At 40.7% G+C, this 25,494-nt stretch carries 15 protein-coding genes; 2 read left to right on the top strand and 13 right to left on the bottom strand.

Features of this window, described 5'->3' with window-relative positions; genetic code table 11:
* From O3664_RS06175 to O3664_RS06140, 8 genes are all read right to left on the bottom strand, one after another.
* Positions 1 to 7,493: YSIRK-type signal peptide-containing protein (locus O3664_RS06175; protein WP_371613788.1), on the bottom strand; the 7,493-nt coding region annotated here is incomplete at its 3' end.
* A 740-nt stretch (positions 7,494 to 8,233) separates the two neighbouring features.
* Positions 8,234 to 9,271 carry an aldose epimerase family protein gene (locus O3664_RS06170; protein WP_033685250.1) on the bottom strand — a complete coding sequence of 346 codons (1,038 nt, stop codon included), beginning with the start codon at positions 9,269 to 9,271 and terminating at the stop codon, positions 8,234 to 8,236.
* 115 nt (positions 9,272 to 9,386) lie between these two features.
* Positions 9,387 to 10,553 carry an SIS domain-containing protein gene (locus O3664_RS06165; protein ID WP_371613787.1) on the bottom strand — a complete coding sequence of 389 codons (1,167 nt, stop codon included), beginning with the start codon at positions 10,551 to 10,553 and terminating at the stop codon, positions 9,387 to 9,389.
* A gap of 205 nt (positions 10,554 to 10,758) precedes the next feature.
* Positions 10,759 to 11,163 (bottom strand): PTS sugar transporter subunit IIA, encoded by a 405-nt coding sequence (locus O3664_RS06160; RefSeq protein ID WP_020903318.1) that lies wholly within the window; start codon positions 11,161 to 11,163, stop codon positions 10,759 to 10,761.
* Positions 11,164 to 11,166: 3 nt separating this feature from the next.
* On the bottom strand, positions 11,167 to 11,988 hold the full coding sequence (locus O3664_RS06155; RefSeq protein ID WP_020902272.1) for a PTS system mannose/fructose/sorbose family transporter subunit IID: 822 nt from the start codon (positions 11,986 to 11,988) through the stop codon (positions 11,167 to 11,169).
* The gene (locus O3664_RS06150) at positions 11,975 to 12,880 is read right to left on the bottom strand and encodes a PTS mannose/fructose/sorbose/N-acetylgalactosamine transporter subunit IIC (protein WP_203212719.1); all 906 of its coding nucleotides are present in this window, start codon (positions 12,878 to 12,880) and stop codon (positions 11,975 to 11,977) included. The genes O3664_RS06155 and O3664_RS06150 overlap by 14 nt, the downstream gene beginning before the upstream one ends.
* Before the next feature lie 26 nt (positions 12,881 to 12,906).
* On the bottom strand, positions 12,907 to 13,383 hold the full coding sequence (locus O3664_RS06145) for a PTS system mannose/fructose/N-acetylgalactosamine-transporter subunit IIB (RefSeq protein WP_020903315.1): 477 nt from the start codon (positions 13,381 to 13,383) through the stop codon (positions 12,907 to 12,909).
* Positions 13,380 to 15,167 (bottom strand): beta-galactosidase family protein, encoded by a 1,788-nt coding sequence (locus tag O3664_RS06140; RefSeq protein WP_203212720.1) that lies wholly within the window; start codon positions 15,165 to 15,167, stop codon positions 13,380 to 13,382. The genes O3664_RS06145 and O3664_RS06140 overlap by 4 nt, the downstream gene beginning before the upstream one ends.
* Positions 15,168 to 15,487: 320 nt before the next feature.
* Here O3664_RS06140 and O3664_RS06135 point away from each other — a divergent pair, with 320 nt between their 5' ends.
* Both O3664_RS06135 and O3664_RS06130 read left to right on the top strand, forming a co-directional pair.
* Positions 15,488 to 16,204, top strand: a complete 717-nt coding sequence (locus O3664_RS06135; RefSeq protein ID WP_001007193.1) for a GntR family transcriptional regulator — start codon at positions 15,488 to 15,490, stop codon at positions 16,202 to 16,204.
* Between the two features lie 312 nt (positions 16,205 to 16,516).
* A complete protein-coding gene (locus O3664_RS06130) occupies positions 16,517 to 20,557 on the top strand; it encodes a family 20 glycosylhydrolase (protein ID WP_371613786.1) in 4,041 nt (1,346 codons plus the stop codon).
* 178 nt (positions 20,558 to 20,735) lie between these two features.
* Here O3664_RS06130 and purB read toward each other — a convergent pair whose 3' ends face one another.
* From purB to purD, 5 genes are all read right to left on the bottom strand, one after another.
* Positions 20,736 to 22,034: an adenylosuccinate lyase gene (gene purB / locus O3664_RS06125; protein ID WP_371613785.1), complete on the bottom strand. Its 1,299-nt coding sequence runs from the start codon at positions 22,032 to 22,034 to the stop codon at positions 20,736 to 20,738.
* Positions 22,035 to 22,097: 63 nt separating this feature from the next.
* Positions 22,098 to 22,325: a phosphoribosylaminoimidazole carboxylase gene (locus O3664_RS06120; protein ID WP_371613784.1), complete on the bottom strand. Its 228-nt coding sequence runs from the start codon at positions 22,323 to 22,325 to the stop codon at positions 22,098 to 22,100.
* Positions 22,326 to 22,334: 9 nt separating this feature from the next.
* On the bottom strand, positions 22,335 to 23,426 hold the full coding sequence (purK, locus tag O3664_RS06115; RefSeq protein WP_237447390.1) for a 5-(carboxyamino)imidazole ribonucleotide synthase: 1,092 nt from the start codon (positions 23,424 to 23,426) through the stop codon (positions 22,335 to 22,337).
* Positions 23,413 to 23,901: a 5-(carboxyamino)imidazole ribonucleotide mutase gene (purE, locus tag O3664_RS06110; RefSeq protein WP_261033032.1), complete on the bottom strand. Its 489-nt coding sequence runs from the start codon at positions 23,899 to 23,901 to the stop codon at positions 23,413 to 23,415. The genes purK and purE overlap by 14 nt, the downstream gene beginning before the upstream one ends.
* Positions 23,902 to 24,146: 245 nt before the next feature.
* On the bottom strand, positions 24,147 to 25,409 hold the full coding sequence (gene purD, locus O3664_RS06105) for a phosphoribosylamine--glycine ligase (protein ID WP_371613783.1): 1,263 nt from the start codon (positions 25,407 to 25,409) through the stop codon (positions 24,147 to 24,149).
* Between the last annotated feature and the right edge of the window lie 85 nt (positions 25,410 to 25,494).

Here is a 25,494-nt window from a genome sequence, read left to right as displayed (position 1 = left end):
TTGTAGCCTGGAATATCTTTCTTAGGTTGTTCGCCTTCTTCTGTTGGATAGTTTGGAATTACGTTTCCTTCTTTATCCTTGAATGAAGTCTTAACTTTTTCGTAGATGTGTTTTGTATTACCACCTGCATCCGTTGTTGTTTCCACGAATTTGTATCCTGGAATATCTTTCTTCGGTGTTGATCCGTCTTCATTTGGATATCCTGGAATTGGTTTTCCATTCTTATCTACAAATTCTGTATCTGGACGAACAGTTGGTGTATACGTAGCAGAGATAGTTTTACCTAACTTATCTTTTCTAACAACAGTAATTCCATCTGCAGTACCTGTAAATCCTGGTTCCGGAGTGAATGTTACTTTACCACCTTTATCGATTGTATACGTTCCTTCGTCTTTTACCACTCTTGTAGTTGTTCCATCATCAAATGTTGGTGGTACATTTAAGTCAACATCTCCTGTGAATTCTGGAGTGTTAGATTGTGGAGTATTCTTAGGACCTTCTGAAGTCTTGTCTACAGTCTTCGTTTCTGGAGTAACTGTTGGCGTATACTTCGCAGATACTTCTCTTCCATTTTTATCAACACGTTTCACCACTACACCTGATGCTTCTCCTACGAAGTTTGGCTCTGGAGTAAATGTTACTACTCCTGTTTTACCATTAATTGTGTAAGTTCCTTCGTTAGGTACTACTACTTTACCATCTTTATCAGCACCTTCTAATGTCGCTGGTACATCTGTATTGATTTCAACAGTTTTTTCTTCACCATTGACAGTTGCTGATCCCCCAACAAATTTTGGAGTTCCTGTTTGAGGAGTATTCTTAGGTCCAACTGATGTTACATCTTCACCTGTTGGGATTGCTTCTACTACAGTTGGTGTATACTTAGCTGTCACCGGTGTTCCATTTTTATCAACACGTTGAACTTCTACACCTTCTCCTTTTCCAGTAAATTGTGGTTCTGGTTGGAATTTCACTTTACCATCTTCGATTGTATATGTTCCTTCTCCAGGAATTACTACTGGTTCATCAGTTGGTTCTCCTGTTTCTGGATCAATCAATTTAGGTGCTTTTGTTTCATCGATGTCAACAGTTTTTTCTTCACCGTTAACTGTAACTTTTCCACCTTCGAATTTTGGTAATCCTGTTTGTACAGCACCTTGGATATCTTTAGACATAGCTGGTGTTGCTGTTGGTGTTACACCTTTTACTTCAGGTGTATAGTTAGCTCGAACAATAGTTCCATTCGTATCTTGACGTTGAACAGTTACTCCTGTTGCAATACCAGTAAATGTTGGTACTGGTGTAAATGTAACTTCTCCTGTTTTCGGATCGATTTCGTATGTTCCTTCGTCTTTTATTGTTACTGAAGTTTTATCTGTAGTTTTTCCTGTTTCTGGATCGATTAATTTTGCTGGAGAATTAGTATCGATTTTTACATCATCATTTCCAGCTTTGAATACAGGTGTTCCTTTTTGTTTAGCACCTTGGATGTCTTCAGATTTAACATCTTCTCCTGTCGGTTTAACTGGAGTTACTGTCGGTGTGTACTTAGCCTTAGCAGGTGTACCATTTTTATCAACACGTTGAACTTCAATACCTGTTGCTTGTCCAGTGAATTGTGGTTCTGGTTGGAATTTAATACTTCCATTTGGCTCGATTGTATATGTTCCTTCCCCTTCAACAGTCACTGAGTCTACTGGTTTTCCTGTTTTTGGATCAATTAATTTCGTTGAAGTTTCATCGATTGGTACTCTTGGATCTCCTTCTGTAAATGTTGGAGTTCCGAATTGAGCTTTCCCTTGTATATCCGTTGTTTTAGCTGGTGTTGCCGTTGGTTTAATTGGCGTGATATTTGGTGTATATGTAGTTGTTACTGGTGTTCCATTCTTATCTTTCGCTTGGATTGTTACCGGTTGAACTGTTCCTACATATGTTTTATCCGTTGGAGTAAATACTGCAGTTGGTTTTCCATCTACCACTTTTAGTGTGTAAGTACCGACAACATCTCCTGCTGGATTTTTAGCTGGTACTGATTCTACTGGATTTCCTGATTCATCTAATAATTTGAATGAAGTTTCATCAATCGCTACTGATTTTTCTGTTCCATCTATATTCGCCTTACCTGGTGCAAATGTCACTTCTTTTGATTGTTCTACCCCTTGTACATCTGTTGATGTAGCTGGTTTCGCCGTTGGTTTAACTCCTACGATTAATGGAGTGTATTCAGCTGGCTTAGGTGTCGGCGTACCATTGATATCTACACGCTGAACTTTTACCGGTACTACTGGTCCTACATATGTTTTATCCGTTGGGGTGAATGTTATTTCTCCATTCTTTGGACCTAATGTATAAGTACCAATTACTTTCCCATCAGGACTTTTTGCAGGAATTGTTGTTTCATCTGTTGGTTGTCCAGTTGTTGGATCGATTAATTTCGGTGGTACATTTTCATCAATTGGCGTATCTTCACGTTCAGGTTTGAAGTATGGCTTGCCTATTTGAGTTTCACCTTGGATTCCTGTTGTAACATCATCAAATCCTTCTGGTGCTACAGGTTTCACGATTGGTGTGTATTTCGCTGTAGCTGGTGTTCCGTTTGTGTCAACACGTTTTACAGTTACACCTTTAGCTGTTCCTGTAAATTGGTTCTCAGGTTTAAATGTTACCGTACCATCAGCTGCTACTGTGTAAACCCCTTCTCCTGGAACTTCTTTTCTTGTTGTTCCATCTTCAAATGTCGCAGGTACTTTATTATCGATTGGGAATTCATCATCACCAGGCGTGAATGTTACTGTTCCTGTTTGAGTTTTCCCTTGGAATCCTGTTGTAGTTTTATCTTGTCCTTCTGGTACTACTGGAGTAACCGTTGGAGTGTAAGTTGTTTCTACTTTTGTTCCATTTTTGTCTGCTGCTGTTACTTTCGCTGGGTCTGGTGTTCCAGTAAAGTCTTTATTCGGTTGGAATGTAATCACTCCTGTTTCTGGATCTAAAGTATATGTACCTACTTCTTTTCCATCTTTAAGAGCTGGCATTGTTGTGACTTCATTACCTTTTGGATCTACAAGTTTCACTGTAGATTTATCGATTGGCGCTGATTTGTCACCTTCTTTGAACATTGCAGTTGTATTTTGAGTTTGTGGTTGTCCTTGTTTTCCACTTGTCTCTTTTGGTTCTGCAGTTGGTTCTACCGCTTCTACTTCTGGAGTGTAGTCTCCACTAGATGTAACTTCAACTTTATTTCCTTCTGAGTCAGTCGCTGTTACCGAAACTTTAACCTCTACTCCTTGACCTTTACCTTTGAATGTTGGTTCTGGTTTGAATGTTACTACACCTGTAGCTGGATCAATTTCATAAGTACCTTCTCCTTTAACAACAACTTTTCCTTCTTCATTAGCGCCTTCTAATGAATACTTCGCTGTTTTCCAGTCTACATTTGTACCATCTGGAGTATTCGCTGTTGTATTTAACTCAGAGAATCGCTCTTTACCTGTTTTAGATTCTTGAGGTTGTCCTTGTTTTCCTTTAGTTTCATCACTTGATCCCTTAACTCCATAAACAGTCGGAGTATAAGTTGTTGATGATTCAACTGTTACAGGCTGACCTTCTTCATCATTGAATGTTACGTTTGCTGCAACTGTCACTCCTTTAGCTGTACCTACAAAGCCTGGCTCAGGTGTAAATGATACCGCTCCTGTTGTTTCATCAATTGTATAAGTACCTTCTTCATTAGTTACAGAACTTACTTTTTTCCCTGATACTGGATCAACTAGTTTGTAGTCAGATACTTCTGCATCATTTGGTAAGCCAGTCTTGAATCCTGTTTCCATTGAATCAGTTTGTTCTTGACCTTCTGCACCAGCAGTTTTCTCTGGTTTAGATACTACGATATAGTATGTTGTTTCTGCAACTGCATCTCCTTCAACTTCACCTGAATCAGTAGCTCCTACTGTTGGTGTTGTTACAACTCCATTTGAATCAACAGCTCTTACAGTTACTTTATATTTTCCATACTGACCTAATGTATATGCTGTAAGTTCTGCATTCGCTAAGTTCTCTGCTGCTTTTGTTTTTAATGCTTCGCGAGCAGTCTCTACCGCTTTTTCAGCTTCTAACGCTTCTTTACGCGCTGTAGTCACTTTAGCTTTTGCTACAGGTAGTGCTGTTTGCGCTTCATTTAGTTTTTCTTCTAATGATGCTTTATATTCTTTTATTAATTGGATTTTCTTCTCAGCTAAATCTTGCGCTGTTGGCGAAATAGTGCGTAGTTTTAAGTTAGCTAACGCTGCTTCAGCATCCGCTAAAATTTGCACTTGACGGTCTACTAACTCTTGAAGACGAGCAAGTTCATTCTCTGAAGTCTGAGCATTTTCAATTGCTGCAGCCGCTGCTTTTGTTTTTTCTGCTGCAGTACGTTGCGCTTGAATATAAGCTGTTTCTTCAGCTTGAGCCGTATTAAATTCTTTTTTACTTCCATCTGGAGCTGTTACTGTTAGTTTCGTTGCGATTGTTTCAGACTTAACATCTGATGAACTGTCATCAATAACATCTTCAAATTCTACATTTGCTTTAGGAGATTTTAGTAAATCTACAGAGTTGCCCTGTGTATCAGCATAGCTTGTAGATGTACCTGTTGGTTTATCGTTTTGGATAGAGGCTACATCTATTCCAGTCGCAGAACGATAAGTCACATATCCTTTAAATCCAGAACTTGTTTCAACTTCCCATCCAGCATGTGATTCTTTAGCTGTAACAGTTGAGCCATCTGAAGCTGTCCATTGTTTTGTAACTGAATCATATTTTACAGTTACTATTACACCTTGAGTGTCTGTTGTTTGCGCTTTTGGCAACGTCGTTACTGTACGAGTTACATCTCCTACTGCTGTTACTTCACCATTTTTACGAATTTCTGCAACTTTATCAACAAGGTTAGTTGCTGATGATGTTGCATTCCATGTACGTGTGAATTCATAAACAATGAAATCAATACTTCCATCAGCTTTAGCATCTGTATAAACACGACGTTCTGTTAATGTTGATGTTCCATCTCCATTGTCTTTTAATACATAAGCATCTTTATCTTCTAAAGTATATTTACCTGTTGCACGGTTAAATGTTGCTGTATAAGATTTTCCATTTACATCTTTAACAGTAGTTACTTCACGTTGTAAATCTACACGTACTTTATCTGTTGTTGCTTTTGCTGCAATACTATCAACACCTACATAACGTGTAGCTTCTGAAGTTACTGGCAAATTGAATTTACTTGCTTCTGTTGTTGAAGCCGCTCCTAACACATCTCCCTTACTTACAGCTGTATTAGTTGTACCTTCTGCAACTGTCCAATTTCCATTTTTAACTTCCAATTTAGTAACTGTACCATCTGGCATTGTAATTTCAGCTGTGTTTGCACCTTGAGAAATAGTTACTGGTACTTTTGTTGCATAGGCTTCTACGTTAGATACTGTGATTTTTGGCGCTACAGCAATAGTAATATTTTCATGTGCCTCTTGACCGTTCATTGTCCAGTCTTTACTTTTCGAGTTAGTAGAGTTATTATAATCTTTTGCATAAGCTGCTACTGTATAAATACCTGCTTCTGTTGCTGTACCAGTTATTAAACCAGTTTGAGGATTGTAGTCCAATCCTGGAATTACATCAGTAATAGGTGTTTCAGATCCTGTGTATACTCCATTTAGGGAAGTATGTGCTGTTACTGTTTGTGGTTGGTTTCTTGTATCAGTTGTCCACTCTGTTTTTAAAGTTGTACCATCCATAGCTGTAAAGCTAGCTTCTTTTATTTGAGTCTTTGCAGTTTTTGAACCCGATTTAACCTTACTTCCATCTTTATATTGGAAATTAGCTCGATTGTCACGTTCCATTCCATCATTGTCTACGTACTTAATGTCATGGCTAACTTGATCTCCGATAGTTACTAATTTAGATGAACCTTGAATAAGTGGTGCTGACGAATCTTGCCAACCAATCCATCCTGCAGTTAAGTTTTTAAAACTAACTTTTTGAGGAGTACCATCTTTCTCAACAGTAACCTCATAACGCATATCATACACACCGTTTTGAATGTTAGCAGCTACATATCCTTCGATTGTATCAGCATTCTTATTATAAGCTAAGCCAGGAGGCATGTTCATAACACGAACTTCTGTTATTGTATATCCCGCTTTCTTAGCTTCTTCAGATAAACTAAAACGTTTAGTTACATCTGTAAGGTAGGCATAGTGGTTACCTTGTTCATATGTATAACCGTAAATCTCAGTCGCTAAATATTCATAAGCTCCACCAGCACCATATGTAGAGTTACCACCCTTATTTGTTACTCCTGTTGCACGAACCTTTCCATTCCATAGCGATGCTTCTCGTCCAAGTTTTTGAGCCTCTGTTTTCGATAAAGGAATATCAGTACGTCCACTTATTCCAGCTTTACCATTGTTTGCAATTGGAAGTTCTGTGTTGTCAGATTGGTATCCATGTACATAAAGACGGTATGCATTATTGTTATCTAAAACTGCATATGATTTACCTGTAGCAGTCGTGAATTCACCGTTCTCTTTTCTTAATTCTCTTGAATTATAAGTATATCCTTCATTGGCTGAAAGAGCTACCGCGAACTTACCGTCACGGTTGATCCCTGCATTTTTCAATTCATTATAAACTGCAAGGATTGATTCATTGAGGCGTTCCAATTGAGCATCTACTTGCTCTTTTGTGATACTTTTATCAGCTAAAATAGCCTTCGTTTCAGCAAGGACTGCCTTGTTTTTAGCGACTGCTGCTGTAACTGCTGCCTTATTTTCTTCTTTCACATCAGCCTTAGCAAGTTCAGTCTCAGCCAATTTGTTGGTTACTTCAGCTTCTGACGATACTTGTGTCAGAGTTGTTGTAGCTACTGAAAGAGCTTTTTCAACTGGAGTTGCAGTTTTTTCTGCTTCTGCCTTTGCTGCTTCCTTATCAGCTGCTTCTTTCTTTTCAAAGCCAGCTACATCAGACTCAGCCACAACTGTGCTCAAAGCTACAACAGTTTCAACTTGTTTGTCTACTTCTACTTGACTAGCTTCTGCTTTTGCAAGAGTTGCTTTAGCTGTTGTCAATACTTCCTTAGCTGAACTTACTACTGAAGCGTCTGCGTATTTAGCGTTAGAAAGTTTAGATTCTAAAGCAGCAACTTTAGCTTCAAGTGTAGCTTTATTTGCTACTTTAACTTCAGGTTTCAATTCTGCAGCTTTTTCAGTTTCTGGTTTTACAGTCTCTACTGTTTCAGCTTTAGGCTCAGCCTTTTCCTTATTATCTTGAGCAAAAGCATTTGTTGCTGCTACTGGAATTTCTGTAGTTTGTACTTCCGTTGCTGATACCGCACCGTTCCCTAGGAACATCAAACCAGCCGCAATCGCTACTGATGCTGCTCCAAAGCTATATTTACGAATACCGTAACGGATGTACTTTTCTGTTCTAAAATCTTGTTGTTGTTTGCCTTTCATCGAGACTACAACCTCCTTGTATTTTCATCATGTTAGTTACAATTTCCAAAAAATCCTTCAATAATTTTTTCTCAATTAAGAGAGAATTTTATAGAGTATAAATTAACATGCATAATAATGCTATCAAATTCTAGCTCACTACACAAGATATTTGAATTAAATTTTTAAAAAATAATAGTTTTTCCAAGTAAAATTCAAGTTAATCTTTTACTGGATTTATCAGTATCTTCTAAGGATGATAATTTTTGTTTTTGTTTTTATTTTCTGAATATTTACTGCCCTATTTTCATTATTAGATTTCTATTTGGCTATATTGTGTAATTTGTATATTTATTTAAAAAATAACCATTTAAAACGTTTTTTCTTATCACGTTTTTATATATTTACTTTCTTTGTATGTCTTTAAAAGGGTTATATATAATAAAGATTCATACAAACCCTTCTTTCATATTCTGAAATTTCCAAAGAATGTTGGATAATAAAATAAAACGAGACACAAAAAAGCCCTCTAATATTTGTAGTGAGTAAATCTTCTATTTTGTTGTAGGAAAAACGTTCCATAGTATCTATAATGAAAAAGGCATTAGAAGGAATCATATGGAACAATTACATTTCATTACAAATTACTATACATTAAAGACACTAATATCCCAATTTATAGATATCATTGATAGCAATAATAAAAGGCATCCCTAAAATTAGATACCTAATTCTGGAATACCTATTATATCTCTAAATTCTTATTTCACAACAAGCTCATAACGTGTCTTGCTTGTAAAGGTTTGACCGGCTTTAAGAATGACTTGGTCTTTGAGGTCGCTATGAATGGCATCTGGTAAAGCCTGCGCTTCAAGGGCAATCCCATTGTGCTGTACCATTGGCTGACCTCCTATGATGACACTCTCATCCACAAAGTTTGCTGTGTAAACTACAAAGCAAGGAGCTTCTGTCTTGAAAAGCAGGAAGCGACCTGAGTTTTGGTCATAAAGGAATCCAGCATTGTCATGACCTGCAGGAAGGGCAAATGGATGATCCAAACCTGATACCAGCTGGATTTGCTCATCTTCTTCTGCAAAGATATCTTTCAACAAGGCACCATTGTAGATGTGTTTGACCACATCACGGTTGGCTTCTGGAGTTTTGGCAGGAACACCGTCGGGAGCGATTGGGTAAATGCCCTCAGTATTTAGTTGGAAGACATGACGGTCAATCGTCTGCGTGAAATCACCAGACAAGTTGAAATAGCTGTGGTTTGTTGGATTGACCAGCGTATCTTGATCGGTCGTCACCTTGTAGCTGATTTCATAGGCACCAGTTTCTTCTAAGTTGTAGCTAATCCAGATTTTAAGATTGCCAGGGAATCCTCCTGTCCCATCTGTACGCTCTGTGTAGAGGGTCAAGCCATGGTCGCTCACCTCGACCAATTCAAATAAACTAGAATCCCAACCAGTTGAACCACTGTGGTTACAGTTGCTAGCATTGTTGACTTCAAGGTCATATGTCTTGCCATTTAATTCAAAGGTCGCACCTGCAATACGCCCCGCCACAGGACCTACGCTAGCTCCATGCTTGGGACTATTGCCTACATAGCTGTCAAAGTCATCAAATCCCAAAATAACGTTGGCAAAGTTTCCAGCCTTGTCAGGTGTGACATAGCGCAAGATGGTTGCACCATAAGTCATAACCTCAAGCTGGTAGCCACCGTCCGTCTCAAAGCGATAGGCCAAGACATCCTTGCCCTCAACATTTCCAAATACACGCTCTGTGTATGCTTTCATTCTGTTCTCCTTTTACTATTTCTCTCAAGCAAACAAACCATAGAAAGCCTACTGACAATCTATGGTTTATCTGATAGTTTACAAATTCTCTTGTCAAGAATTCATAAACACTGTCTTACTTTTGATATTCGTGGATGATAACACCTTGTACCACACGGTTTACTGTACCTGTAGGAGACGGTGTATCTGGTTTGTTTTCTACCTTGAGTGAAGTCAATAGGGCAAAGAGTTGGGCATAAACGATGTAAGGGAAGACACGGTAAATATCATTCAAGACACCGCCACAACCAAGGGCCACTTCTTTGACATTTGCAAGACCAAAGGCTTGATCACTCAAAAGCACAACACGGCGAGCAATCTGGTCACCAGCAACTTCACGAACCAAATCCAAGTCGTACTTGCGAGTGTAGTCTGTTGTTGTACCAAAGACCAAAACAACTGTATCTTCGTTGATAAGAGATTTTGGACCGTGACGGAATCCGACTGGGCTTTCATACATGGTCGCCACTTGGCCAGCTGTTAATTCCAAAATCTTGAGCTGAGCTTCATGAGCAAGACCAAAGAAAGGACCAGCGCCTAGATAGATGATACGGTTAAAGTCTAGGTCAACAAGTTCTTTGACATCTTCTGCATTGTCTAAAATTTTACGGGCAAGACTAGATACAACTTCAAAACGTTCAGCTTTAACAGCAAATTCTGTAGGATCAAAGACCAAGAGAGCTGTCAACATCATAGACGTAAAGCTAGAAGTCATGGCAAATCCAGCGTCATTAGAGGCAGCTGGTTGCAAAAGCAAGAGATTGCGGTCATCTCCATGGGCTTGGAGAGCCAATTTACCGTCCGCTGCACAAGTAATCGTCACTTGATAAAGCTCATCCACCAAGGCTTTTGCCAAATCAACAGTCGCCACACTTTCAGGCGAGTTCCCACTACGAGCAAAAGACACAAGGACAGTTGCCACATCTTTTTTCAAATAAGTTTCTGGATTGGCAACGATATCTGTTGTCGCAATGGCATTGAAATTCCATTTGCGTTCGTCATAGACTTCCTTAAAGTAAGGTACCAAGGTATCTCCCACATAAGCAGAAGTCCCAGCACCTGTCAAGATAACCTTGATATAGTCATGTTTATCCGCAATCCCTTGCAGGAAGGCTGCAATTTCTTCACGTTTTGCTTGATAAGATTCAAAAGCTTCTTTCCATACATCAGGCTGTTGGTAGATTTCACGTGTAGTGATTTCTGCACCCAATTCGATCAAGTCTTCTTTTGTATAATGTAGCATTGATTCCCTCTTTTTCTATTAAATATGGGAATGGGAGTAAGCCCCATTCCCATGTATATTCTATATAAAATGCTCTAACGATTTTCACGTTGTCACATCGTATACTCAATGAAAATCAAAGAGCAAACTAGGAAACTAGCCGCAGGCTGTACTTGAGTACGGCAAGGCGACGTTGACGTAGTTTGAATTTGATTTTCGAAGAGTATTATTCATCTTCGTCATCATCGAATCCAGCTAACAGGTCATTGACTTTCACAATGCTTTCTGCAGCACGGTTCTTATAGTCCGCATCTGCACCTGTAAGGCTCGCATTGATAAATTCAATCACCATTGGAAGATTCATCCCTGCGTAAAGTTCGATATCACGACCTTCCATGATCAAGCGACTCACCACGTTACATGGTGTTCCACCGAGAAGATCCGCAAAAACTAGGAAATCGTCCAAACCTTCAATAGCAGCTTCAAATTTTGCAGTAAATTCTTCTGGGCCATCTTCTGGAAGAAGAGCTACTGCATGAATGTTGTCCTGTGGACCCATGATCATTTCAGTGCTACCTTTAAGTTCTTCACAGAAGCGACCATGACTCACCAAAATTAATGATTTAGCCATAGATTATGCGCCCATTCCAAGTAAGAATTTACCGATGAATGAAAGACCTAATGCAAGAGCAATGATGATACCAATTGCTTTTGTAGAAGTCATACCTTTCTTACCAAGCAACCAGAAGATAAAGGCAGTAAAGATTGCTGGAAGCAAGCGTGGGAAGATTGAGTTCAAGATGTCCTGGAAGTCAATCATTTTTTCACCGATTGGCAATTTATAAGAAATTTCAAAGTTGATCATTGTGGCTACAAGAGCACCCATCATGAAGACACCAAGTACAGATGCAGCGTCAATCAAAGCTGTCAATGTACTTTGCATGTTGTTGATAAGGTTAACCCCTTCTTTATAGGCAAATTCCAACTGTTTCCAACGGAAGATGTCATACGCTACTGCAACTGCAATCCAAAGGAAGATACCCCAAGGTTGGCCAGCGATAGCCATAGTTGCTGCGATAGAACCCATGATAGCAGGTACAAGTGAACCAAAGATTGTATCCCCAAGAGGAGCGAATGGTCCCATCAAACCTGTCTTGATACCGTTAACGGCGTCTTTTGCACCCACACCATCTTTTTCTTCCATGGCAAGGTCAAAACCAGCGATAATGGTATGGAAGAATGGTGAAGTATTGAAGAATTGAGTATGAACTTTCATCATTTCTTTCAATTCAGGAGTGCCATCCCCATACATTTTACGCAACTGAGGCAGGATCATGTAAAGGTAACCAGAAGCTTGCATACGTTCGTAGTTCCAACCCAATTGGAAAGTAAACAAGCTACGTTTGTTGATTTGATTAAAATCTTCTTTTGTAAGTTTGTAATTAGAATTCGTCATCTTCGATTTCCCCACTTTCTGATGGTGTAGAAGGTGCTGCTACAGCTACTTTTTGGCTATTTTTGAAGTGAAGCACTGCAAGGAAGATACCTACGATAGAGATACCAATCATAGACAAACCTTTGAAGTTGTTCACGAAACCAATTTTTTCAGCAACATCTTTAGGTAGAGTACCGATAATACCTGCAACAGCGCCACCAAGACCTGTTACATATGAGTAAAGAACAGTCAACATAGCTGTCAAACCAAATCCCATAGCAAGGTAGTGAAGGTTACGTTTAACTGGAAGGTAACGAAGCAAGATTGCAAATCCAAGACCTGGAAGCATACGTCCTGCAAGTGTCAAGCCATCTGCAACCCATTTGTAGGCTTCAACGAAGTCTACCACTGATTGTACAAAGGCACCACCAAAGGCAAGCGCGAAGAAGACTGGAAGGGCACGAGATAGAGCCCATGGAATCGCACCAAGCAAGTAGTTGCGTTCGATACCTTTGTAATCAAAGCGGTCGATTGCAGCATCAATACGGTGTGCGAAGAAAGTAGTTGTCATACGTCCAAGAACGTCGAAGTATGTTAAAAGTGCTGCTACTGGTACAGCGATTGTTGTAATCGCAAGGTCTGTAGCGATTCCTTGTGAAACTGAGAATGCTGTTGCAAGAACCGCACCAGAAGTTGCGTCGATACGAGAAGCACCACCGAAGGTACCAACCCCAAGAACGAACAGTTGCAAGTTACCACCGATAAGCAGACCAGTAGTCACATCTCCCATAATCAAACCAGTAATGAAACCAGCAAATACAGGGGAACCTGCAGATGAAACGATCGTCAACTCATCACAGATTTGATAAGCTGAGTACAAAGTGAGAAGTAAAATTTGCCACCATTGTATCATAACAATGACCTCCTAAAAATTTTTTCCTATTTTAATAAGCTCAAAAAGTCTGAAATTGGATCATTTGGAACCATTTGAGCAGTAAGTTTAACACCTTTTTCTGCCAATTTGTGGAAATCTTCCACATCCTTGTCCACTACGTTGATAGAACGTGTGATGGCACGGGTTTCTGGTGTTTGAGACATATTCCCAACATTGAGAGTTTCAATTGGTACACCTGCTTCTACCAAACCAAGGAAGCGGTCTGGCTTACGAGCCACAATAAAGAGACGTTGGCTATCGTATTTACCAGCAAGAATATTAGCTGCCGCTTTTTCAATTGGCAAAATACTCAATTTCACACCTGGTGGTGTCGCAAGTTTCAAACCACTCTTTTCAACATCGTTGTTGACAACTTCGTCATCTACAACCATAATACGTGAAACATTTAGTTTTCCAGCCCAAAGATTGGCTACTTGTCCGTGGATTAAACGTCCATCGATACGGCATCCTACAATTGTCATAAATTTTCCCCCTTTATATGTTTTAGTGTAGGTTTACGAGTTAAATAAATCTCTTCTCTATATTGGCCCTCTGTTTCAAAGATGATGATGCGATTATCACCTTCCTTGAGATAGCTATGAGGAATATAAAGTGAGAGGGTTGGGCCGACGTTCCAAAAACGTCCTAGATTCTGCCCATTGACAAAGGCAACTCCCTTACCAAACTCAGATAAGTCTAGGTAAGTATCTTTTGGCTCTTGGACTGTAAAGTCATAAGCGTAAAATGCTGGTTGTCCTTCTGTCCATCCTTTTGAGAAATCAATTTTCTCAGGATTGTCTAGTGGGAGTGGATAGTGTTTCCAGTTTAGTAAGAAATGCAAATCCTTACAAACCCCTGTCCGAATTCCCTTACGTTGCGTATCCGCTAAGAACTTGTGTCCATAGTTGACACGCCCCATATTTTCTACCAAGATATCCAATCTAGACAGCGCTTTCTTTTCACCTTGATAAAAAATATCTTCCCCAATCTCTGTCTGATATTGGGTTTTAACCCACTGACCATCGACATAAAGCTGAGCTCTATCTCGACCGTCAATGATACGAAGTCTCTCTTCTTCTGCATCCCAATCTGTTTCTGTTCGATAGAGTAGATAGCCATAACTTTGTCCCAACTCCTCCATCTTTTTAGGATAGAGACTTTCTACCGGACTAGACAAGCTATCTAAGGTTTCAAACAAGGAAACTTTTTCTACTAGTGGAATAGCATCCAACTCCATACTCTCTTTGTAGAGTGGTTCCAACTGCGGATACTCTGGGAAATGCGTTGCCATCATCTTCTTGACTGCTAAATATTTGGCAGTTGGATTTCCTTCTTCATCCAGAAGGGCATCGTAATCATAAGATGTAACTTGTGGCAAGTCCAAAGTCCCTCGAGCCGAGCAACCATTCATGAAACCAAAGTTTGTGCCACCATGGAACATGTAAAGATTGATGGAACCTTGCTCCAAAACCTCTCGAACTGCATCTGCCAACTCTTTCGGATCCCGTGTGATAATCGGTTCTTTCCAACGATTGAACCAACCATCCCAGAACTCCATACACATGAGTGGCCATTTCTTACCATGTTCATCAAAGAATTCCTGCATCTGTGAAAAGTTGTAAGATGCCTTAGAACCAAAGTTCCCTGTTACAAAGAGGTCATCTTCGATTAAGGTTCCAGCTTTCAGAGTAGCTCTCCATGGACCATCTGATGTAAAGAGGGGACAGGTTACGCCACGCTCCTCCATCAACTGTCGAATTGCTCTCAGGTAAGCCTTATCTTCTCCATAAGAACCATATTCATTTTCAACCTGCATCATAAGGATATTGCCACCCTTGTCCAACAAATGTGGAACCAATCGTGACAAGAGCTGATCATAGTAGCGACCGACAGCTTCAATATAAGCAGGATCTGAGGAACGAAGCCTCATATTCTTGGTTAAAAGCCAAGCTGGTAAGCCACCGAATTCCCACTCCGCACAGATGAAGGGAGAGGGACGAACGATAGCGTAGAGACCCAAATCTTGCGCTGTCTGTAGAAATCGCTCCAAATCCAGAGCTCCTTCAAAGTAAAACTCACCCTCACGAGGCTCGTGTAAATTCCAAGCTACATAAGTCTCTACTGTATTAAAACCAAGAGCCTTCAAGTTATAGAGCGAATGATACCAATCTTCTGGAGGAACCCTAAAATAATGAATGGCGCCAGATAAAATCTTAAATGATTTTCCATCGAGATAAAAATCATCCCGTATCTCAAATCGTGTCATATTCTTACCTTCTGACAACTAAAGTTTACGCTTTCATTTGTTGATATAGTAAATATATCTCAATATCTTACATTTGTCAATAGGTTTTCACAATTTTTTTCATTTTTCACTAAATTTTACACAAAAAACTTATAAAAAATCTTGTAATCTATAGTCATAACAACATTTTAGTGACATGTATAAAAATGTATGTTTTTCTATTTATTTCTATGTAAATTAACCTTATAGCCTATTATTCTAATTTTTTTATTCAAAAGGCTACTATTCTTTCCAGTTTTATGGTAAAATCTTTAACGGATAAGGAAAATCGAGGTGAAAATATGGCAATTCCAAAGTATCAATATATTAAAGATGAGTTAAAGAACAAAATCATTTCTGGTCAATTTGCCAGTGGAGATAAATTCTACACTGAAGCTGAATTGATTGCAATGTATGATGTTAGTTCTATCACAGTTGTTCGCGCTTTAAACGACCTTGCCAAGGATGGCTATATTGTCCGTCAACAAGGAAAGGGTACATTCGTTTCACGCGCACGCAAACACAAACTCGTAGAGTTTTCAGATGTAGAAGTTTTTGAAACTAAAGATGATAAAGTTACCGTCCTTTCTATTGAGCGTGGAAACAAACTAAGCTACTTAGAAAAACTTGGACTACGCGGAGATCAGTTCTACTACAAGATTGAACGCGTACGCGAAACAGGTGGTGTTGTGTACATCTACCATACATCTTATATCCCAGAACAATACATCAACGCAAATTATCCAAATCTTGAATATTATAGCTCTATCTATAACCGTTTCAAATTGGATTACCACATTCACATGAATGATGAACATTTTGAAGAAATCAATGAAATAGCATTTCCAACTCCAGAACATGCGGCTTCGATCCTCGGAGTCGATGAACAATTCCCAACCGTTTTACAAACCAAGACTACTAAACTAGAGTCTACTGGTCAAGTTCTCGCATACAGCGAAACATATAAACGCGCAGATTACTACAAAATCAAATTCATTTCATGTGACCGTGATCACTAAGAAGAAAGCCTAAGCCTTGCTTGGGCTTTTTCTATGTTTATTATACCATACCAAAAAGGTAGCGCTTACCTTTTATAGTAGATTCTATAGTTTGTAGAGTATTTTATAGAAATAGGGCTAAAAAATTTCTACTAAATATATATATGTTTCTTTTACAACCAATCTGAAATCTTAAGCTTAAATTTTATATTTTTTTATACTTATTATAGTTTTTTATCACCTCCTCTTGACTCTTATTAATATAAGAAATAAAATAAGGGTGTTGTTTTATGTAAACGCTATCAATATAAAATACAATCAGGAGGTTTTGCAATGAAACAAGAAAAACAACAACGTTTTTCCATTCGTAAATACGCTGTAGGAGCAGCTTCTGTTCTAATTGGATTTGCCTTCCAAGCACAGGCTGTTGCAGCCGATGGAGTTACTCCTACTACTACGGAAAACCAACCGACCATCCATACGGTTTCCGATTCCCCTCAACCATCCGAAAATCGGACTGAGGAAACACCTAAAGCAGAGCTTCAACCAGAAGCTCCAAAAACTGTAGAAACGGAAACTCCGACTACTGATACGGTAGCTAGTCTTCCAAAAACAGAAGAAAAACCACAAGAGGAAGTTAGTTCAACTCCTAGTGATAAAGAAGAAGTGGTAACTCCAACTTCTGCTGAAAAAGAAACTACCGATAAAAAGGCAGAGGAAACTAGCCCTAAAAAGGAAGTTCCGAAAGAGGCTAATTCTAAAGAGTCGGATACAGATAAGACTGATAAACCAGAAGCTGACAAGGATAAACCAGCTGAAAAAGATGCTAAGAAAGATGAACCGAAAGCAGAGGCTGACAAACCGGCAACAGAGGCAGGAAAGGAAGGTGCTGCAACTGAAAACGAAAAATTAGCTAAACGAAAAATCGTTTCAATTGATGCCGGACGTAAATATTTCTCACCTGAGCAGCTCAAAGAAATCATCGATAAAGCGAAAGAATATGGTTACACAGATCTTCATCTCTTGGTAGGGAACGATGGCCTCCGTTTCATGCTGGATGATATGTCTATGAAAGTGGGCGATAAAACCTACTCGAGTGATGATGTCAAACGCGCCATTGAAAATGGAACAAATGCTTATTACGATGATCCAAATGGTAACCATCTCACTGAAAGTCAGATGACAGATTTGATTAATTATGCCAAAGATAAAGGAATTGGAGTGATTCCAACTGTCAATAGTCCTGGACATATGGATGCTATTCTCCATGCTATGAAAGAACTTGGCATTGAAAATCCTAACTTTGATTATTTTGGTACAAAATCTGAACGAACTGTTGACTTAAATAATAAACAAGCAGTCGATTTCACAAAAACTCTGATTGACAAATACGCTAACTACTTCTCTAAGAAATCTGAAATCTTCAATATTGGTTTAGATGAATATGCCAATGATGCAACCAATGCTAAAGGTTGGAGCGTGCTTCAAGCTGATAAATATTATCCAAATGAAGGCTACCCTGAAAAAGGATATGAGAAATTCATCTCTTACGCCAATGACCTTGCTCGTATTGTAAAATCACACGGTCTCAAACCAATGGCCTTTAACGACGGTATCTACTACAATAGCGACACAAGCTTTGGTAGTTTTGACAAAGATATCATCGTTTCTATGTGGACTGGCGGTTGGGGTGGTTATGACGTTGCTTCTTCTAAACTACTTGCTGAAAAAGGCCACCAAATTCTTAATACCAACGATGCTTGGTACTACGTCCTCGGACGAAACGCTGATGGTCAAGGTTGGTACAATCTCGATCAGGGGCTCAATGGTATTAAAAATACACCAATCACTTCTGTACCCAAAACAGAAGGAGCTGATGTCCCAATCATCGGTGGTATGGTAGCTGCTTGGGCCGATACCCCATCTGCACGTTATTCACCATCTCGCCTCTTCAAACTTATGCGTCATTTTGCAAATGCCAACGCTGAATACTTTGCAGCCAACTACCAACCTGCAGAAAAAGCACTAGAAACTATTCCAAAAGACTCTAACCGCTATACTGCTGAAAGTTTTGCTGCTGTAAAAGAAGCTGAAAAAGCCATCCGTTCACTCGATAGCAACCTCAGCCGTGCTCAACAAGACACGATTGATCAAGCAATCGTAAACCTTCAAGAAGCTATTAAAAACTTGGCCTTAACCCCTGAAGCACAAAAAGAAGAGGATGCTAAACGCGAACTTGAAAAACTGAATAAGAATAAAGTCATTTCCATCGATGCAGGTCGCAAATACTTCTCTCTAGATCAACTCAAACGCATCGTAGACAAGGCGAGTGAGCTCGGCTACTCTGATGCCCACCTCCTTCTAGGAAATGATGGCCTTCGCTTCCTACTCGATGATATGACCATTACTGCCAACGGAAAAACCTATGCTAGTGATGACGTTAAAAAAGCTATTATCGAAGGAACGAAAGCTTACTACGACGATCCAAACGGTACTGCACTGACACAGGCAGAAGTGACAGAACTTGCCAAATACGCTAAGGAAAAAGGTATTGGTCTGATTCCAGCTATTAATAGCCCAGGACATATGGATGCTATGCTGGTCGCCATGGAAAAACTTGGCATCGCGAATCCTCAAGCCAACTTTGATAAGGTCTCAAAAACAACCATGGACCTTGAAAATCAAGAAGCCCTTAACTTTACCAAAGCCCTTATCGGTAAGTATATGGATTACTTTGCTGATAAATCAAAGATATTCAACTATGGTACAGATGAATATGCCAATGATGCGACCAACGCCCAAGGTTGGTACTACCTCAAATGGTATGGACTCTATAACAAGTTCGCAGACTATTCTAACAGCCTTGCTGCTATGGCCAAAGAAAGAGGGCTACAACCAATGGCCTTCAACGATGGCTTCTACTATGAAGACAAGGATGATGCTGAATTCGATAAGGATGTCTTGATTTCTTACTGGTCTAAAGGCTGGTGGGGCTACAACCTTGCGTCACCTCAATACCTGGCAAGCAAAGGCTATAAGTTCTTGAATACCAACGGTGACTGGTACTATGTTTTAGGAAATCACAAACAAGATGAAGCTTATCCTCTTTCAAAGGCAATTGAAAATTCTGGAAAAGTTCCATTCAATCAACTAGCTTCTACCAAATATCCTGAAGTTGACCTTCCAACAGTTGGTAGTATGTTAGCTATATGGGCAGATAAACCAAGCGCTGAATACAAGGAAGAGGAAATCTTTGAACTCATGGCTGCCTTTGCAGACCACAACAAAGACTACTTCCGTGCTAATTATAATGCTCTCCGCGAAGAATTAGCTAAAATTCCTACAAACTTAGACGGATACAGCACAGAGAGCCTAGCTTCACTCAAGGCAGCAAAAGATGGACTGAACCTTAACCTCAACCGCAGCAAACAAGCTGAATTAGACGCACTAGTAGGTAAGCTCAAGGCCGCTCTTCAAGGCCTCAAACCATCTGCAACTCATTCAGGAAGCCTAGATGAAAATGAACTAGCTGCTAACGTTGAAACCAAACCTGAACTAGTTGTGAAAACAGAAAGCATTCCGTTTAAAGTCATTCGAAAAGAAAATCCGAATCTCCCAGCAGGCCAAGAAAAAGTTGTCAAAGCTGGAGTTCTAGGTGAACGCACTTCTTACGTATCTGTTCTTACTGAAAATGGAAAGGCTAGTGAAACCGTTCTAGATAGTCAAGTAACCAAAGAACCTGTCGATCAAATTGTGGAATTCGGAGCACCAATTACACATGTCGGCGATGAGAATGGCCTTGCTCCAATCGCAGAAGAAAAACCTAAACTAGACATTCCTAAGGAAGAGCCTAGCCGAACAGAAACTCCTTTCAAAGTAGTTGTTGAAAGCGGGCCTAAGGCTGAATCTAACTCTGCTAACGGAATCACTCATCAATTAGCAGATGGTAAAAATAGTAAACCTGGATGGAAATTAATTGAAAGCAAATGGTATTACTATGATCATGCAGATAAAGTGAAGACCGGTTGGGTTAAAGACGGAGCATGGTACTACCTAGATGAGTCTGGTGTAATGAAAACTGGTTGGCAGAAAGTAAATGGTACATGGTATTATCTTGATAACTCAGGTGCTATGCAAACTGGTTGGATCGATCAAGGTGGATCATGGTACTATCTCAACGACTCAGGTGCCATGCAAACCGGCTGGGTCAACCAAGGAGATACATGGTATTATCTTGACAACTCAGGTACAATGAAAACTGGTTGGTTCCAAGTTGAAGATAAATGGTATTATTCATACCCTTCAGGAGCCTTAGCTGTCAACACAACAATTGATGGCTACGCTGTAAATGCTGACGGCGAATGGATTCAATAAGATAAAATGAAAGATTTATATCCTAAAACCTAATGAGAGCTGAGTATAAAACTCAATTTCAGAAGAAAAAGAAATAAATCTTTCCAAAATAAACCGCATCTTATCAAGGTATGTCAACACCTGATAAGATGCGGTTTTCTGATTTTAAAGAGACTGGATGCCCAGCCTCTTTTTTTAATTAATCACCCAGTCCTATACGTTCAAAGATATCATCCACTCGTTTGGTATAGTATGCAGGGTTGAAGATTTCGTCGATTTCCTCTTGTGTGAGGCGTGATGTCACTTCTGGATCTGCTTCAAGAAGTGGTTTAAAGTCTACTTGATTGTCCCAAGAGTAAGCTGTTTTTGGTTGCACCAGGTCATAGGCTTGCTCACGGGTCATGCCTTTTTCAATCAAGGTCAACATGGCACGTTGGCTAAAGATAAGACCAAACGTAGAGTTCATGTTGCGTATCATGTTTTCTGGGAAGACCGTCAAGTTCTTGACGATATTTCCAAAACGGTTGAGCATGTAGTCGATCAAAATAGTTGTATCTGGTGTGATGATGCGCTCAGCTGACGAGTGAGAAATATCACGTTCGTGCCAGAGTGCGACGTTTTCATAAGCTGTAATCATGTGACCACGGATAACACGCGCAAGACCTGTCATATTTTCAGAACCGATAGGGTTACGTTTGTGAGGCATTGCTGAAGACCCTTTTTGCCCTTTAGCAAAGAATTCTTCTACTTCGCGTTGTTCTGATTTTTGAAGACCACGGATCTCCGTTGCCATACGTTCGATAGAAGTCGCGATACTTGCAAGTACTGCAAAGTACTCAGCGTGAAGGTCACGAGGAAGCACCTGTGTAGAGATTTCTTGGGCACGGATACCAAGCTTGTCGCAGACGTATTTTTCAACAAATGGTGGGATATTTGCAAAGTTACCAACCGCACCAGAAATCTTACCAGCTTCCACTCCAGCAGCCGCATGCTCGAAACGCTCGATGTTGCGCTTCATTTCGCTATACCAAGTCGCCAATTTCAGACCAAAGGTTGTAGGTTCAGCGTGCACACCGTGGGTACGTCCCATCATGATGGTAAACTTGTGCTCCTTAGCCTTATCAGCGATGATGTTAGTGAAGTTTTCAAGGTCACGACGGATGATGTCGTTGGCCTGCTTGTAAAGATAACCGTAGGCCGTATCCACCACGTCGGTAGAAGTCAAACCATAGTGGACCCACTTACGCTCTTCACCAAGCGTCTCAGAAACTGCACGCGTGAAAGCCACCACATCGTGACGCGTCTCCTGCTCAATCTCCAAAATACGGTCGATGTCAAAGTCCGCTTTTTCACGAATCAAAGCTACATCTTCCTTAGGGATTTCCCCCAGCTCAGCCCATGCCTCGTCAGCCAAGATTTCCACCTCAAGCCAAGCACGGTATTTATTTTCTTCACTCCAAATGTTCGCCATCTCAGGGCGAGAGTAACGTTCGATCATGTTGTTAATTTTTCCTTTCTTCTTAAGCTGTTGGGAATAAGTTATCTAGGTAAACCAAGATTTCTACTCAAACTCCTCTTTTCCAATAAACACAGATGGATAGTGTAGTAATTCATTGAGATCGGTTTCCAATGGTAAATCATAGATAGCTAAATAGTTTTCAGGGTATTGTGCAGTTAGTTCTTTATATTTAGCTTGTACCTTATCTTGGTCAGCACTAGCATACAAGACTTCAACGATTGCTCCAGTCTTATCCTTTTCAATAAATGCATTAACGATAATTTGTATCATAGACTTGTACTAAAAATCAATTCCTTTCCCAAACTCAACTACAGTATCTGGCACATCACTAAACAAAGTCACATGTCCCATCTTGCGGTTGTGCTTCGCTTCTATTTTACCATACATGTGGAGGTGGGCGCTTGGATTTTCTGTCACATACTGCTCAGCAGCCTCGACATGCTGGCCGAGAACATTCAGCATAACGGCCGGCGCATGCAGTTTGATGGCTGGTAATGGTGCTCCCAGAACGCCTAGAATATGGGTATCAAACTGAGAGAAGTCGCAGGCTTCGATTGAATAGTGCCCTGAGTTATGTGGACGTGGGGCAATCTCATTGACAATGATATCATCAGCTGTCGCAAACATTTCCACACAAAGGGTTCCAGACAGGTTCAACTGTTCAGCGATTCGCACGGCCATGGCTTTGGCCTTGTCAGCTAGACTTTCTGAAATGCGAGCTGGGGCGATGGTCTTAGACAGAATATTATTGCGATGAATATTTTCCTGAACTGGGAAAACTGTCACGTCCTTGCCATTTCCTGATACGATGACAGAAATTTCAAGATCAAAGTTGACAAATTCTTCCAAGACGCAGTCAGATGAAACTGCTAGTTCATAGGCTTCTTCCAAATCTTCTGCTGAACGAATGACCTTTTGCCCATGTCCATCATAACCACCTGTTGCCGTCTTGAGGACATAGTTTTTCGACAGGTCCATATCTGCCAAGTCTTGGCTAGAAGTCACAACCTTGTAAGGAGCCACCGTTACTTGGGCCTTGTTTGAGAGAAAATCTTTTTCAAAAATACGATTTTGAGAAATGCGGAGCAGGTCTGTCCCTTGAGGGAGCTGACCATCCTTAATGACAGCATCCAAACCGTCAGCATCGACATTTTCAAACTCATAGGTGAGGACATCGCAACGCTCAGCCAACTGACGGAGGGCATCCACATCATTATAAGGAGCCACGATGATCTCCGCCACGCGAGAGGCTGGGCAATCCGCCGCAGGATCCAGCGCGATAACCTTGTGCCCCATATAAATGGCAGAAATAGCCATCATCTGACCCAGCTGACCGCCACCGATAATTCCGATTGTTTTAGATGAGCTCATTTGACGACTCCTCTGCGATTTTTCCTTGTTCTTCTGCGAAATCTGCCAGTGCTGTCGCGATAGACTGATCCTCTACTGAAAGGAGACGGAGGGCAAAGAGAGCCGCATTTGTCGCACCTGCTTCACCAATAGCCATAGTTGCAACTGGTACTCCACCTGGCATCTGAACGATGGAATAGAGTGAATCCACGCCACTAAGGGCACGAGATTTGACTGGCACGCCAATGACTGGAAGGGTTGTTTTGGAAGCTACCATTCCTGGCAAGTGAGCTGCGCCCCCAGCACCTGCGATGATAACCTTGATGCCACGGCTACGGGCTTCCTCCGCATGTTTGAACATAAGGTCAGGTGTACGGTGGGCAGAAACAACTTTCTTTTCGTAGGCAATGCCGAAGCGGTCTAGGACTTCTGCTGTTTTTTGCATGGTTGCCCAGTCGGATTTTGAGCCCATGATGATGGAAATTACTGGTTTCATAGTTAATATCCTTTTCTTTCCTTTCTTTTTTTCAATCACCTTAAGTTGTGAGGGACGGCAGCAGCCACCAAAGGTGTCTCATGCCTAAATCAGAAGCCCAAGGTCTTCCAATTTCCCTGAACGATTGGATTATCATCCAATCGTTCTCTCACAACTGCGATGATTGTTCTATATTAGCTCGCTAACGCTCACAAACCATACGACCATTAGCGTGTTTGGCGACTGCGTCGCTTTTTCTTATATCTTTATCTAATTGCCTTGCTTCCGATATCTTTTCGGTAAAAGAGGCCTTCTGTTTTTTGTTGGGCGAGTTCTTGGTAGATGGTATCTTGGGCTTCTTTGACGGTGTCTGCTGTGGTGACGAGCATATAGACACGTCCGCCGTTTGAAAGAAGGTCTTGCTCATTTTCAGCGAATTTCGCACCTGCATAGTAGGTGATGATGTCGCCTTCTGTCTTGGTTGGCAATTCAACACCCTTTTCATAGTCTAGCGGGTAACCGTTTGATGCGACAACCACACCCAGAGTCACACCCTTACCTGTCCAGGTAATGTTTGGCTCCTTGCCATCCAGAATATCTGTGATATTTTGGGCAAAATCAGAGGTTAATCGAGGTAGAATAATCTGAGTTTCAGGATCTCCAAAGCGAGCATTAAACTCGATAACCTTAGGTCCATCAGCTGTCAAGATAAGCCCTGTGTAAAGAACTCCCAGATATGGACGTCCTTCTTGGATCATACCCTCTAGGACTGGCTTGACAATAGTCTCCACTGCTGTGTCAACCACGCTCTGTGGCAAGTGTGGAACTGGCGCATAGGCACCCATACCACCCGTGTTAGGCCCTTTGTCGCCATCGTAGGCACGTTTGTGGTCCTGAGCTGTTGGCATAATGTAGAACTTGTCCCCATTGACAAAGGCAAAGAGGGAGAACTCCTCCCCATCAAGGAATTCCTCAATAACTACACGCGCACCTGAGTCACCAAATTTATTGTCCAAAAGCATCTCGTGAGCTGCTTCGACTGCTTGCTCAACCGTCTCCGCAACGACGACACCCTTCCCAAGCGCCAAGCCATCCGCCTTGACTACGATAGGCGCACCCTGCTTTTCGATATAGGCCTTGGCTTCCTCGAAATCTGAGAATGTGCCATAGGCTGCTGTCGGAACGCCGTATTTGACCATGATTTCCTTGGCAAAATCCTTGGACCACTCCAGCTCAGCTGCCAATCTTGTCGGACCAAAGGCTTTGAGACCAGCTGCATGGAAATCATCCACGATACCAGCCGCAAGGGCGTCATCTGGCCCTATAAAGGTCCAAGCAACATCGTTGGCTTTTACAAACTCAATCAATTCATAATGTTCGGAAATAGAGATATTTACCAATTCCAAACCATCCAGAGTCATCCCATCATTCCCAGGAGCAACAAAAACCTTTTCTACCTCTTTTGACTCAAGCAACTTCTTAGCAATGGCATGTTCACGACCACCCGAACCGACAACTAACAGCTTCATCTTTCAACCTCTTTTGCGAATTATTTACTAATATTATACCATAAACGTTCGTTTTAATCTTGTTTCGTTTCGCTTTTAAAGCAAA

Origin of the sequence: Streptococcus sp. 27098_8_109 (genome assembly GCF_041432295.1) — a bacterium.
Lineage (GTDB): Bacteria > Bacillota > Bacilli > Lactobacillales > Streptococcaceae > Streptococcus.
The sequence above is the reverse complement of the archived record's forward strand: the minus strand, read 5'-3'. Positions and strand labels throughout refer to the sequence as shown.

What these genes read in the sequence shown, in the direction of transcription:
- O3664_RS06170 (WP_033685250.1), bottom strand. Translation starts at nt 9,271, where the DNA reads ATGAAAGCATACACAGAGCGTGTATTTGGAAATGTTGAGGGCAAGGAT.
- O3664_RS06165 (WP_371613787.1), bottom strand. Translation starts at nt 10,553, where the DNA reads ATGCTACATTATACAAAAGAAGACTTGATCGAATTGGGTGCAGAAATC.
- O3664_RS06160 (WP_020903318.1), bottom strand. Translation starts at nt 11,163, where the DNA reads ATGGCTAAATCATTAATTTTGGTGAGTCATGGTCGCTTCTGTGAAGAA.
- O3664_RS06155 (WP_020902272.1), bottom strand. Translation starts at nt 11,988, where the DNA reads ATGACGAATTCTAATTACAAACTTACAAAAGAAGATTTTAATCAAATC.
- O3664_RS06150 (WP_203212719.1), bottom strand. Translation starts at nt 12,880, where the DNA reads ATGATACAATGGTGGCAAATTTTACTTCTCACTTTGTACTCAGCTTAT.
- O3664_RS06145 (WP_020903315.1), bottom strand. Translation starts at nt 13,383, where the DNA reads ATGACAATTGTAGGATGCCGTATCGATGGACGTTTAATCCACGGACAA.
- O3664_RS06140 (WP_203212720.1), bottom strand. Translation starts at nt 15,167, where the DNA reads ATGACACGATTTGAGATACGGGATGATTTTTATCTCGATGGAAAATCA.
- O3664_RS06135 (WP_001007193.1), top strand. Translation starts at nt 15,488, where the DNA reads ATGGCAATTCCAAAGTATCAATATATTAAAGATGAGTTAAAGAACAAA.
- O3664_RS06130 (WP_371613786.1), top strand. Translation starts at nt 16,517, where the DNA reads ATGAAACAAGAAAAACAACAACGTTTTTCCATTCGTAAATACGCTGTA.
- purB (WP_371613785.1), bottom strand. Translation starts at nt 22,034, where the DNA reads ATGATCGAACGTTACTCTCGCCCTGAGATGGCGAACATTTGGAGTGAA.
- O3664_RS06120 (WP_371613784.1), bottom strand. Translation starts at nt 22,325, where the DNA reads ATGATACAAATTATCGTTAATGCATTTATTGAAAAGGATAAGACTGGA.
- purK (WP_237447390.1), bottom strand. Translation starts at nt 23,426, where the DNA reads ATGAGCTCATCTAAAACAATCGGAATTATCGGTGGCGGTCAGCTGGGT.
- purE (WP_261033032.1), bottom strand. Translation starts at nt 23,901, where the DNA reads ATGAAACCAGTAATTTCCATCATCATGGGCTCAAAATCCGACTGGGCA.
- purD (WP_371613783.1), bottom strand. Translation starts at nt 25,409, where the DNA reads ATGAAGCTGTTAGTTGTCGGTTCGGGTGGTCGTGAACATGCCATTGCT.